The sequence below is a fragment of the Kitasatospora sp. NPDC056327 genome (assembly GCF_042261735.1).
Lineage (GTDB): Bacteria > Actinomycetota > Actinomycetes > Streptomycetales > Streptomycetaceae > Kitasatospora.
The window spans coordinates 32,401-44,473 of the sequence record NZ_JBHJRC010000003.1 but is presented as its reverse complement, the minus strand read 5'-3'; the positions used below and the strand labels follow the sequence as shown (position 1 = coordinate 44,473).

General features: G+C 74.0%; 11 protein-coding genes. 2 read left to right on the top strand and 9 right to left on the bottom strand.

Annotated elements, in window-relative coordinates:
• Positions 1-47 precede the first annotated feature (47 nt).
• A complete protein-coding gene (locus tag ACFCX4_RS00720) occupies positions 48-2,747 on the bottom strand; it encodes an AAA family ATPase (RefSeq protein WP_376137743.1) in 2,700 nt (899 codons plus the stop codon).
• A 402-nt stretch (positions 2,748-3,149) separates the two neighbouring features.
• Here ACFCX4_RS00720 and ACFCX4_RS00715 point away from each other — a divergent pair, with 402 nt between their 5' ends.
• Entirely contained in the window at positions 3,150-3,452 is a 303-nt protein-coding gene (locus ACFCX4_RS00715) for a hypothetical protein (RefSeq protein WP_376137693.1), read from the top strand.
• A gap of 129 nt (positions 3,453-3,581) precedes the next feature.
• Here the strand turns inward: ACFCX4_RS00715 and ACFCX4_RS00710 are convergent, their stop codons facing one another.
• The 7 genes from ACFCX4_RS00710 to ACFCX4_RS00680 all read right to left on the bottom strand — a co-directional run bounded on the left by ACFCX4_RS00710 (position 3,582) and on the right by ACFCX4_RS00680 (position 9,959).
• Entirely contained in the window at positions 3,582-4,268 is a 687-nt protein-coding gene (locus ACFCX4_RS00710; RefSeq protein ID WP_376137692.1) for a hypothetical protein, read from the bottom strand.
• A 132-nt stretch (positions 4,269-4,400) separates the two neighbouring features.
• Positions 4,401-5,186, bottom strand: coding sequence for an ABC transporter permease subunit (locus ACFCX4_RS00705; RefSeq protein ID WP_376137691.1), 786 nt, complete (start codon positions 5,184-5,186; stop codon positions 4,401-4,403).
• Positions 5,176-6,063, bottom strand: coding sequence for an ABC transporter ATP-binding protein (locus tag ACFCX4_RS00700; RefSeq protein ID WP_376137690.1), 888 nt, complete (start codon positions 6,061-6,063; stop codon positions 5,176-5,178). The genes ACFCX4_RS00705 and ACFCX4_RS00700 overlap by 11 nt, the downstream gene beginning before the upstream one ends.
• Positions 6,064-6,083: 20 nt before the next feature.
• The gene (locus ACFCX4_RS00695) at positions 6,084-6,569 is read right to left on the bottom strand and encodes a GbsR/MarR family transcriptional regulator (RefSeq protein ID WP_376137688.1); all 486 of its coding nucleotides are present in this window, start codon (positions 6,567-6,569) and stop codon (positions 6,084-6,086) included.
• Positions 6,570-6,656: 87 nt separating this feature from the next.
• Positions 6,657-7,445 carry a thioesterase II family protein gene (locus tag ACFCX4_RS00690; protein ID WP_376137687.1) on the bottom strand — a complete coding sequence of 263 codons (789 nt, stop codon included), beginning with the start codon at positions 7,443-7,445 and terminating at the stop codon, positions 6,657-6,659.
• Positions 7,446-7,518: 73 nt separating this feature from the next.
• Positions 7,519-8,010, bottom strand: coding sequence for a hypothetical protein (locus ACFCX4_RS00685; protein WP_376137685.1), 492 nt, complete (start codon positions 8,008-8,010; stop codon positions 7,519-7,521).
• Positions 8,011-8,072: 62 nt separating this feature from the next.
• Positions 8,073-9,959: a non-ribosomal peptide synthetase gene (locus tag ACFCX4_RS00680; protein ID WP_376137684.1), complete on the bottom strand. Its 1,887-nt coding sequence runs from the start codon at positions 9,957-9,959 to the stop codon at positions 8,073-8,075.
• Between the two features lie 192 nt (positions 9,960-10,151).
• Between ACFCX4_RS00680 and ACFCX4_RS00675 the strand changes: the two genes are divergently transcribed.
• Positions 10,152-10,907 carry a thioesterase II family protein gene (locus tag ACFCX4_RS00675; RefSeq protein ID WP_376137682.1) on the top strand — a complete coding sequence of 252 codons (756 nt, stop codon included), beginning with the start codon at positions 10,152-10,154 and terminating at the stop codon, positions 10,905-10,907.
• A 65-nt stretch (positions 10,908-10,972) separates the two neighbouring features.
• Here the strand turns inward: ACFCX4_RS00675 and ACFCX4_RS00670 are convergent, their stop codons facing one another.
• A complete protein-coding gene (locus ACFCX4_RS00670) occupies positions 10,973-12,073 on the bottom strand; it encodes a MupA/Atu3671 family FMN-dependent luciferase-like monooxygenase (protein ID WP_376137681.1) in 1,101 nt (366 codons plus the stop codon).

Below are 12,073 nucleotides of genomic sequence, written 5' to 3'. Positions count from 1 at the left end.
CCGCACGCCGGAGCGCCCCGACCGCACCGGGGCGCTCCCACCGCCCCTCACCCCGGCGCGCCCGCGCGAAGGAGGGCTCCCGCGCGGGTGGCGAGGCCGTCGGCGCCGCAGTGGGCGGCCAGTTCGAGCCCCCGGGCGAGCGCGGTGCGGGCCGCCGGGGCGGTGCCCAGGACCTCACCCAGGTCGACCAGGGCGAGGGCGTGCTCGTAACGGGCGGGCGAGCGTTCCAGGTGGCGGACCGCCTGGCCGAGCAGTTCGGTGGCGCGCGGGCGGTCGTGCACGGTGGCGCTGAGCCGCAGGGCGGTGCCGATGGCCGAGTCCGTCCCGGACTCCCGGGCCCGGCGGACGCCCTCCTCGGCGAGGTCGCGGGCCCGGTCCGGCGCGTCGGCGGCGACCGCGCGGGCCAGGTGGCCGAGCCACGGCGCCCACACCGTGTTGCGCCACCCCCGGGCGTCCAGGGCGGCGCCGGCGGCGGTGAGCGTCTCGGCGGCGGCGGGCGCGTCGCCCCGCGCCAGCAGCAGCCGCCCGTACAGGGTGGGGGCGTCGGGCAGCACCATCACGGTCGGGTACGGCGGGCCGAAACCGTGGGCGCGCGCCAGCTCCAGGGCCTCGGCCACCCGGCCGCGCGCGGCCAGGGTCTCGGCGAGCGCCCCGACCGCGTCCCAGTGCAACGGGGTGGCCGGGCCGATCCGTTCGGCCAGGCGCAGCGCCCGGCGCAGGTAGTCCTCGGCCTCCGCCAGGGCGCCGCAGCGGAACCGGAGCATGCCGGTCAGCAGGTACGCGAACCCGAGGTGGCCGCCGCTCCATCCGGCGACCTCGTAGGCGCGGACCGCTTCGGTGAACAGTTCCTCCGCCCGGTCGACGCGGTCGGCGTAGAGGTAGCTGATGCCGAGGATCCCGGGCAGTTCGAAGCCCCAGACGGTGTTGGTCCAGCCGAGGCTGTGCGGGAGCCGGCCGCCCGGCAGGGCGGACTCGGCGAGGGCTATCGCCTCCGCGCGGTCCGCCCCGCGCAGGGTGAGGTCCCAGCAGCGCAGCACGGCGACCGCGTGGATCAGGCCGTCGTGGGTGAAGGCGGCGCCGGGGGCCGGGGCGGCCGGGCCGTCCTCGCGGAGGTCGCCGAAGGCCATGCCGACCGTCTCCAGCATCCGGTCGAACTCTTCGAGCCGCCGGGAGCGGCCCGGCCCGTCCGCGTCCTCCGACTGGAAGGCGGCGAACATGAAGTGGGCGACCTCCAGCCGCAGGCGGCCCGGACCGGGCAGGGTGCGGGCCGCCTCCTCGGCGCAGACGGCGGCGGCCTCGCCCAGCCGGTTGCTGTGGGCGAGGGCCTGGGCGAGCCGGAAGGTCGCGTCGATCCGGAGTCCGGGGTCCAGCCCGTGGGGGTCCGCGAGCGCCAGCCGGAGCTGGTTGACCGTGGTCGCCGGGTCGGTGAGGAGGGCGGAGCAGCCGAGTTCGTAGAGCAGCGCGGCCCGTTCCTCGTCGGCGGGCGGTTCGCTGAGGGCCCGGCGCAGACAGCGCTGGGCCGCCTCGGGCGCGCCGATGGCCAGGTGCTCGCGGGCGGCCGCGCGCAGTTTGCCCACGGTGGCGCCGTCCCCGTCGGGCAGGGTCTCCAGCAGGTGCCGGGAGGCGGTCAGCAGCCCGAGCCCGGCGTTCTCGGTCTCGACGGCGGCGACGCCGTGCATCCCGGTGCGGGTGGCGGGCGGCATCGACTGGTAGATCGAGGTGGCGACCAGCGGGTGGACGAACTCCAGCCGGTCCCCCGGGGCGCTGATCAGGACTCCGTGCCGGCGCAGTTGGCGGACGGATCCGGCGGCGGTCTCCGGGCCCTGGGCGCAGATGACGGCGGCGAGGTCCGGGCGGATGTCGGTACCGAGCATGGCCGCGGCCCAGGCGTAGCGCACCGCGGTGGGGCCGAGCTTCGCCAGCCAGTGCCGCAGGGTCATCCCCTTGGCGGTGGCGGCGAGTTCGCGCAGCTGGCCGGTGCTCTCCTCGACGGGCTCCAGGCGCTGGTCGCGGACCTCGCGCAGCAGGGCGGTGGTCTCGTACGGGTTGCCGGCGGTGACCGCCCAGACGTGCCGGCAGAAGGCGTCCTCGGCCCCCGCGCCCAGGGCGGCGCGGACCAGCCGGGCGACCGAGGCCGGCTGGAGCGGGCGCAGGTCGTGCCGGCGGTCGGCCTTGCGCAGGAGGTCGTGCTGCAGGGTGAGGGCGTCGTCGGGGAACTCGTCCCGGCAGGCGAGGACGAGCAGGGCCGGCAGTTCGCGTGCGCGGAGCGCGAAGCCCGCGAGCCAGCCGAGCGACTCGGGGTCGGACCAGTGCAGGTCGTCGACGATCACGGCCACCGGCGGGCGGCGCTGCACGAGCCGGGTGAGGACGAAGTCCAGTCCGTCCCGCACGCCCTGCGGGTCGAGCTGCCCGCCGGGCGGCAGCAGTCCCACGGCCGGGCCGACGATGTCCTCCCAGGGGCCGAACACCTGTGCCCGTTCCGCGTCGGGCAGGGCCGCCAGCACGGGCTGCACCAGCTGGCGCACCACGTGGAAGGGCTCGTGGCGCCGGCGTTCCCCGCCCCGGGCGGACAGCACGGTGCAGCCGGCGCGGCGTGCCTCCCGGCGTGCCTCGGTCAGCAGCGCGGTCTTGCCCAGCCCGGCCGCGCCGGTGTAGACGAGCAGTTCCCCGAGGCCCGCGCCGCCGGGCCGGGTGAGCATCCCGACCGCCTCGCCGGCGGAGCGCAGCTCGGCCTCCCGTTCGTGCAGCGACCCCGCGGTGCCGCCGGACCCGCCGGACCCGTCGGCTCCGCCGACCTCGCCGCCGCCCCGGACCGCGGCCTCCCCTTCGACCACCGCCGCCTCCAATTCGCTTCTCCACGGCCGTCGTTGCCATCGCAGAGGCTACTGCCGAACGGGCGGATCCGGTGCCGCCTTGACAATCCGTCCGACCAGGGGGAGGCCGGTCGGCCCGGGGGCGGGGAGGCTAACCGGCCGTGTCGCGCTTGACAAGTCGTACGGGAACAGTTGCTCCGCACCGGCGACTTGTGCTCTAAACCCGGACCGGCCCGGGCAACTCCCCCTCGGTCCCAGGTGGGACGACGGCCCGGACGTCCCGGCGCCCCGGCCCACGGGCGGGCGCCGGCGGCCGTAGAGCGAGAGGCGGAGACCATGAGCATCATCCAGACCGGCAAGCTGCAGCTGAACTCCACCAGCCGATCGGCCACCACCGGCGGCGACACGTCCACCTTCACCGACGTCACCTTCCCCTCGCCGTTCCCCGACGGCTCGGACGTGATCGTGGTGCCGTTCGTCCAGACCTTCAACGGCCCGGACACCCCGGGCCTGCGGATCGCCGACGTGACCACCACCGGCTTCCGGATCCGGCTCAACGAGCTGGTCGGCCGCGGCACGGTGCTCTCCGACGGCCCGCACACCTACGAGAGCATCGGCTGGATCGCCACCACGGTGTAGACCGGAGGTCCGGAGGGAACGGCGGCCCGGACGGCGGTGGCCCGGGCCGCCGCCGTCCGGCGGACGGGCAGGGACAGGGGCAGGGCCGGGCGGGACGGCAGGGGCGGCCGACGCGGGAGCCGCCGGGCGTCAGACCGCGGCGCGGGAGGTGCTGAGACCGGGGAGGCCCGCGTTGCGCAGGCCGAGGAGGGTGCCGTTGAGCCGCATCAGGGGCTGGATCAGCAGGTCGACGACCACCAGGAAGGCGACGGTACCGACGCCGACCGGGCCGCCGAGCAGGTAGCCGCCGACCAGCAGGACCAGTTCGAGGCTGCACTTGGCGGCCCAGAACGGCCACCGCCAGCGTTCGGTCATGCTGATCCCGACGAGGTCCATGGCCCGGATGCCGATGCCGCTCATGATGATCAGCGAGGATCCGTAGGCGCAGAGCAGGCTGCCGAGGAGCATCAGCAGCGGGTCGGGCAGCGGGACCAGTCCGGCCGTGCCGCCGGCCCGCATCAGGTCGATCAGGCTGCCGCAGAAGAGGAAGGTCACGAACGGGGAGAGCACCGGGCGGCGGCGGTTCCAGCCCGCCCAGACCGCGACGCAGACGGCGGCGACCAGGGCCTGGGCGATGCCGATGGTGAGGCCGACGTGCTCCAGCAGGCCCAGCGCGAAGACGTCGAGCGGGTCGGTGCCCAGGTCGGCCTCGATGAAGCAGGCCGCGCCGAACGCGAAGACCGCGCAGCCGGCCAGGTAGGCGACGTACTGGGAGCGTTCGACACGGGGCAGTCGGGCGCGGAGCCGTATGAGAAAGCCGGAGTCGATGGACTTCATGGCGGGACCTCCTGGGCGGAACGGCGGACTGCGGACACGGCGAAGCACCCGCCGGAGCCGTGGGCCCACGGCTCCGGCGGGGTGGTTCGGGCAGTACGGGCGGTGCGCAGGGGTGCCGGGCGGTGGTGCGGGTCAGGCGTTGATGTCCCGGCGGGCGAAGGCGCGCAGGCCGATCGCGAGCACGGCGGCGGTGGCCAGCAGCAGCAGGATCACGCCGACCGGGTCGAAGCCGTCGCGCAGCGGCCGGGTGCCCTGCGCCCAGTAGAACGGGGTGAGCCGCTGCAGGAAGTGCGCGGCGTCGATCTGCGAGGCCACCGCGTTGATCACGTAGGTGCCGACCGCGATGGCACTGGTGAGGCCCAGCGTGGTCGCCCGGCTTCCGGTGACCGCGCCGACGGAGACCGCGAGCGCGCCGAAGAACAGGGCCAGCAGGCCGAGTTGGACGGCACCGGCGATGATGTTGCCGGCCGGGACGTCCATCTTCTGGGAGGACGCGAGGCCGGTGATCTCCACCGCGATCAGCAGGGTGAACAGCAGCACGGCCGCGAGCAGCGAGCCGAACCGCTCCAGGGCGAAGCGCCGGCGCTGCACCGGGTAGGAGAGGTAGAGGTCGAGCACGCCGGACTGTTCCTGCGCCGCGATGGCCCGGGTGCCGGTGGAGATCGCGAAGATCAGCAGCAGCAACGGGCCGAGCAGGCCGAACACCGTGCCCTCCAGGAAGCCGGCGCCGCTCTGCAGGTCGTCGAAGTGCATGGCGCTGGCCATGCCGTCGGGGACCGAGCTGAGGTCGGAGTCCTTCACCTGGGAGTAGGAGGAGGTGTAGATGGCGATCACCGCGGCGATGCCGACCGCCCACAGGAGCAGTCCGCGGCGCTGGTCACGGATCGCCTTGGAGAACACCGGGAGTTCAGTGGACAACGGTGGCGCCTTCCTTGACGTACTCGTCCATGAAGATGGATTCGAGATCGGGCTTGTGGCAGAAGAACTTCTCGACCCGGTAGCGGGCCGCGGTCTTGACCAGGCCGTCGGCCGGGCCGTCGACCGTGCAGAACAGGGTGGCCCCGTCGACCCGGGCGCCGGAGACGCCCGGCAGCCGGAGGAACTCGTCGGGGTCGAACGGCCCGCCGAAGGTGATCTCGACGTGGCTGACGGCCTGCTGCTGGAGCGACTGGACGGTGCCGGTGGTCACCAGCCGTCCGTCCTTGATGATGGCGACCCGGTCCGCGACCTCCTGCACCTCGCTGAGGATGTGGGAGGACATGAAGACCGTCTGTCCGGCCTCCTTGGCCTCGGTCACCAGCGACAGGAACACCTGCTGCATCAGCGGGTCGAGGCCGCTGGTGGGCTCGTCGAGGACGAGCAGCGCGGGCCGGTGCATGAAGGCCTGGACGATGCCGACCTTCTGCTTGTTGCCCTTGGACAGGTTCTTGACCTTGCGGTTGCGGTCCAGCCCGAGCCGGTCCGCGAGTTCGGCGACCCAGGCCTGGTCCACCCGCCCGTGCTGGAGCCGGGCGAAGAAGCCCAGCAGCTCGCCGACGTTCTCCGCCCCGTCGAGCACCAACTCTCCGGGGAGGTAACCGATCTGGGCGCGCAGCTCGGAGCCCTGGGACACCGGGTCGAGCCCCAGGACGCGGATCTTCCCGGAGGTCGGGCGGATCAGGTCGAGGATCATCTTCATGGTCGTCGTCTTGCCGGCCCCGTTGGGGCCCAGGAAGCCGAAGACCTCACCGCGGTCCACCGTGAGATCGAGATCATGGACGCCGCGGTTACCGGGATACCGCTTCGTCAGACCCACTGTCTCGATCGCCGATACGTTCACTTTCCGTCCTCCGTCGAGCCGCGCTGCGCCCGGTGCCGGGCGAGCAGCGGCGGCAGCTCTCGTTGCATCCAGCGGTAGAGGTCGGCGACGTTCTCCAGGCGTGCCCGGCGCGCGGGGGTGTCCCCCGCCATGAGCGCGGTGCCCTTGTCGAGCACACCGAGGAAGTTGGTCACCGCGGCGAGCCGCTCGAAGACCGAGTCGGCCCAGCCGTTGTCGTTGATCCGGAAGTACGTACGCCGATCACCTGGCCTGGACACCTTCTCGATCAGCCCGGCCACCATCAACTGCCTGGTGGAGGTGGAGATCGAGGCCTTGCTGGCCTGCAGTGACTCGGCCAGCTGACCCGCCGTCTGCTCCGGGGGGTCGCAGATCAGCAGCCACCCGATGAGCCTGCCGGACATCTTGGGCAGGCCGGCGTCCTGCTCGAAGTACAGCGCCACGTCCTCCGCGAAGCGCAGAGCCTCGTCGTGTGTGATTGCCATGGTGTTCAGCGTGTACTGAACATACTGCATTTGCAAGACACTGAAAACCCGTGTCACCCGCTGGAGTGACGGGGCGTCAGTGGAGCGTCACGGCACCAGCGTCCGGGCCAAGTCCCCCTCCAGCCGGGCCAGTACGGCCTCCCGGTGCGGCCGGAGGAAGAAGTGGCCGCCCTCGTGGACGACGTGGTCGAACCCGCCGGTGCCGTGCCGGCCCCAGGCCAGCAGGTCGGACGGCGTCGCCTCGTCGTCCGCGCTGCCCGCGAGGGCGGTGATCGGGCAGCACAGCGGAGCCGCCGGCCGGTACCGGTAGGTCTCCAGCATGGTGATGTCGCCGCGCAGCATCGGCAGGTAGAGCGCGCGCATCTCCGGGTCGGTCCGCAGCTCCGGCGGCACCGCGCCGAAGCGCCGGTCCAGCACCTCCAGGAACTCCTCGTCGGAGAGCAGCCGGGACATCCGGCCCGGCTGGGGCACCTCCGGCGCGGTCCGGGCGGAGACCGTCAGGTGCGCGGCCTCCAGCCCGTACCGGGCCCGGAGTTCGCGGGCCAGTTCGAACGAGATCAGCGCGCCCAGGCTGTGCCCGAACAGTGCGAACGGCCGGTCCAGGGCGGGGGCCAGTGCCGCCGCCAGCTCGCGGACCAGCTCCAGCAGGTCGGTGCGCGGCCGCTCCCGCAGCCGCACCTCCCGGCCCGGCAGCCGCACCAGCCAGACGTCGATCCAGTCGGGCAGTCCGGCCGCCCACGCGTGGTAGACCGCCGTCCCGCCGCCGGCGTACGGGACGCACAGCAGTCGGAGTGCCGCGCGGTCCCGCGGCTCGGGCCGCAGCACCCACACCGGATCGGCCGGTACGGACGCGACGGCCGGACTCGGCCCCTGCATCGGATCGACTCCCTTGCTCGTACGACGGGTTCCGGGCGGCGGTTCAGGAGGCGGCGGTTCAGGAGGCGGCGGTTCAGGAGGCGGCGGCCGCGCGGGCGGCGCTCTCCTCCTCGTAGCGGCCCCAGAGCGCCGGCATCTCGACGGCGAGGTAGCGGAAGAGCTTCTCCATGTTGCGCAGCCGGGCCAGCCGCTCGTCGGAGGTGCCCTCGGCCTCCATCGCCTTGAGACCGCGCTCCAGGGTCTCGTGGAAGCCCGGCCAGCTGAGGAAGGTGTGCTGGATGACCCGCGGCCAGGTGGCGTCCTGGAGGGTCAGGTAGTAGTCGCCGTCCTCGGCCTCGTCACGGACGAAGAAGCCGGCCGGCACGAGCTGGTCGGACATCTTGTCGACGGCGTCGCGGTCGATGCCGAGGGTGGCGCAGATGTCGGTGGCGCGCTGCCGGGCCGGCTCGGAGATCAGCAGGTGGCCGATCACCTCGCCGCGGTCGGCGGCCATGCCGTCCTTCTCGTAGTACCGGCCGATCCGGGTGACGATGTCGCGCTCGGCGGCGGGGAGGCTGGTGGTCATCCGACTTCTCTCCTTGGTGGCAGTGGTGACAACGCTTGTTTCCGGTGGATGGTGACGGCTCGTCAGGCAAAGGGGGCGACGGCTCCGGCGGCGCGCAGGTGGGCCGCGTAGCGGGCGGGGGTCGAGTGGTCGAGGAAGGCCGCGAGCGAGGTCCGGGCGCCCCAGCCCTCGCGGATCCGGCCGACGATCTCCATCGCGGCCAGCGACTGGCCGCCCAGCTCGCTGAACTCGTCGTGGGCGCCGACCCCCGGCCGCCCCAGGACCTCCTCCCAGATGCCCACGACGGCGGCCAGGATCCCGTCGCCGGCCGCGGCCTGCGGCTGCTCCGGCCCGGCCGCCGGCTCCTCGGGGTACGGCAGGGCGCCCCGGTCGACCTTGCCGCTGGGCAGCAGCGGCAGCCCGGACAGGAAGTAGAACTCGCCGGGGACCGAGTGGGCGGGCACCGTCCTGGCCAGGTGGTCGCGGCACTGCGCCGCGGAGAGCAGCCGGCCGGCCTCGGGCACCACGTACCCGACCAGGACGCCCTCGCCGACCCGCGGGTGACGGGCCACCACGACGGCCTCCCTGATCAGCGGGTGCTGCTCCAGGGCGGTCTCCAGCTCGCCGGTCTCCACCCGGACGCCGCGGATCTTCACCTGGCCGTCCAGCCGGCCGAAGAAGTCGATGCCGCCGTCGGCACGGAACGCCGCCAGGTCGCCGGTCCGGTAGTAGGTGGCGCCGTCCCGGCCGTCGAACGGGTCCGGCAGGAACCGCTCCTCGGTCAGCTCGGGCCGGTTCCAGTAGCCCTGGCCCACGCCGACGCCGCCGATGTACAGCTCGCCCGGCTCCCCCTCGGGCACCGGACGGCCGGCCTCGTCCAGGATGTGCACCGTGTGCCCCGGCAGGGTGCGGCCCCACGGGACGGCGTCCAGTCCGGCGTCCTCCGGGCGGACCCGGTGCACGAGGCTGCAGCAGGACACCTCGGTCATGCCGGCCACGTTGTGGGCGACCGCGCCCGGGGCGAGAGCGGCGAGCGTGGCGACCATCGCGGGCGGGAAGCGGTCCCCGGCCAGCACCACGGTGCGCAGCGAGGCGGGCAGGCCGCCGCCGCGCCGCCGGGCGGTGTCGGTGACCGGGCGCAGCAGCGCCGGGGCGGATGACCAGACGGTGACCGACTCGGCGGCCAGCAGGTCCAGCAGGGCGCCGGGGTCGGTCCGGTCGGCGGCCTCGGGGACGACCACGGTGCCGCCCACCGCGAGGGTGGCGAAGATCTCGATCACCGAGAGGTCGAAGTTGAGCGAGGACACCTGGAGGACCCGGTCGCCGGCGTCCAGACCGAGGGCGGCGGCCAGACCCACCATGGTCGCGGCCACGCCGCCGTGGTGGTTCATGGCGCCCTTGGGGCGGCCGGTGGAGCCCGAGGTGTAGATCAGGTAGGGCAGGTCCGCCGGGCCGGCCTCCGGCAGCGGGGCCGGGTCGGCGGCTTCGGCCGGTGCCGTGCCGGGCGCCGGTGCCCCGTCCGCCGGTGCCGCGTCCGCCGGGGCGGGCCGGTCCGCCCGGACGGCCTCCAGGCCGGCCAGGCCGGGGACCCAGGCCGACGCGGCGTCGGTCAGCACGGTGCGGGCGCCGCTGTCCTCCAGGACGAGGCGGATCCGCTCCACGGGGTAGGCCGGGTCGACCGCGACGTAGGCCGCGCCGGCCCGCATCACGGCGACGACCGCCACCACCAGCTCGGCCGCCGGGGCCATCGACACCCCGACCAGGTCCCCGGGGCGCACGCCCCGGCCGATCAGTTCCCGGGCCAGCCCCGCGCTGCGGGTGTCCAGCTCCCGGTAGGTCAGGTCGCGCCCGGCGTGCCGCACCGCGACGGCCTCGGGCCGCGCCGCCGCCCGGGCCAGCGCGAGGCCGTGCAGGGTGTGCCCCGTCACGGCGGTCCCCCCGGTCGGGTCGTCTGCTCTGTCAACGCGCATCAGGTGACTCCTCGTCCTGCCGCGGAATTCCGTCGGACCGGGATTCCGCAAGGTTTCCGGCAACCCCGACGACGATCGATCGTAGCGAGCCGACGGGGTTCCGGAAAGGGTCGGCGGAGAATTGACGATCCCTTGACGCGATGTTTTCCCCGGGGTACCCCGACCGCCCGCGCTGCCCTATCGTTGCGGCCCATGACCGATTCTCAGCTGGACCCGGACCGCTGGTTTCTCCGCGCCGGCCGCAGGCGGAATCCGCGGCTGACGGTGCTGGCCGTGCCGTGGGCGGGCGGCGGCACCGCCTCCTACCACGGCCTGGCGGACCTGCTGCCGCCGGACGTCGACCTCTGGATGCTGCGACTGCCCGGGCGCGAGGTGCGCCGGGCCGAACCCCTCGCGACCTCGATGGCCGGGCTCGCACCGGCCGCGGCAGCGGCCTGCACACAGGCCCTGACCGGCCCGTTCGTCCTGTTCGGACACAGTTCCGGGGCACTGATCGCGTTCGAGGTGGCACGCCGCCTCCGGGACGGACGCGGCCCGGAGCCCGCCCTGCTCGCGATCTCCGCCCAGCCCGCGCCCCACCTGCCGCCGCGCTACGCGCCGATCCACGACCTGCCGATGGACCGGTTCCTGGACGCGCTGGACGAGCGCTGCCACGGCGTGCCGGCGGCGCTGCGCGCGGACCGGGAAATGCAGGAGGTGTACGTTCCGGCCATGCGCGCCGACGTCGCCGTCGAGGAAACGTACCGGTACCTTCCCGAGGCTCCGCTGGAATGCCCGGTGTCGGCATTCGGCGGGGAATTGGACACCGAATGCCGGAAAGCCGATCTGCAGGCATGGCAGGTCCACACCTCGGCGCAATTCACGGTGAATGTGCTACCCGGTGACCACTTCTTCTTCCAGACCTCCGCCGCGTCGTTGATGAAACTCCTGGTGGAACAGGCCGGCTGATTTCCGGCGCCGCCCCGCCGCCCCGCCGCCGTGCCCGGCGGCGGGGCGCGGTGCCGTCCGGAGCGCTACTGGTCGTAGTAGCCGGCCAGCAGGCGGCGGGCCGGCGGGGACTGCGCGGACTGCGCGGACTGCGGCGCCGTCCCGGCCGGCCCCGCGTACCCGTGGCGCAGCGCGTCCAGGGCGGGCAGCCCGGCGAGCACCTCCTCGAACGGCAGGCCGAAGTCGACCAGGCAGGCCACCTCGTCCACCCCGATCGCGGCCAGCCGGTCCAGCACCGCGGTGCACTTGGCCGGGGTGCCGAGCAGCGAGCGCCGGTCGTAGTAGTCGCGGGCGACCAGGGCCGCCAGCTGTGCCTGCTCCTCGTCCGACATCGCGGCCGCGGCCCGGTCCCCGCGCTTCTGGGTGAGGAAGGAGGAGAGGTAGCGGCCGACCGGCTCGCGCACCAGCCGCCACACCCGCTCCTCGTCCTCGCCGACGTAGGTGTGCATGCCGACGGTGACCACCCCCGCGGCCGGGTCCAGTCCGGCCTCGGCGCGCGCCCTGCGGTAGGCGCCGACGTTCTCCGCCAGCCGTTCCCAGCTGTCGAGCAGGGTCAGGACGTTGAGGTCGCGCCGGCCGGCCTCCAGCCAGGTCGCCGGGTTGGCGGTGTGCACCATCCAGAGCGGGAGCTCCGGCTGGCGCGGGCGCGGGAAGGTCCGCACCGGCAGGGTGCCGCCGTCCGGGCCGGGGAACGACAGCGACTCGCCCCGCCAGAGCGCGCGCAGGGTGTCGACGGTGGCGAGGGTGTACTCCCGCCGGTCGGCGAAGTGCTCCGGCTGGAAGACGAAGTCGCCGCTGTGCCAGCCGGTCGCCAGGCAGAGCCCCACCCGGCCGCCGGAGAGCTGGTCCACCAGGGACCACTCCTCGACGATCCGCACCGGGTGGTGGTGCGGCACGACCACGCTGCCGGCCCGCAGCTCGACCCGCTCGGTCACCGCGGCGATCGCGGCGGCCAGCACCGAGGGGTTGGGGAAGCTCCCGCCGAACTCCTGGAAGTGGCGCTCGGGGGTCCAGATCGCCCGGAACCCCCGGGAGTCGATGAAGCGGGCCACGTCCAGGACGAAGCGGTAGCGCTCGCCGGCCTCGTGCCGGTCGTCGGCGGCGAAGAAGTAGACGCTGAATTCCAT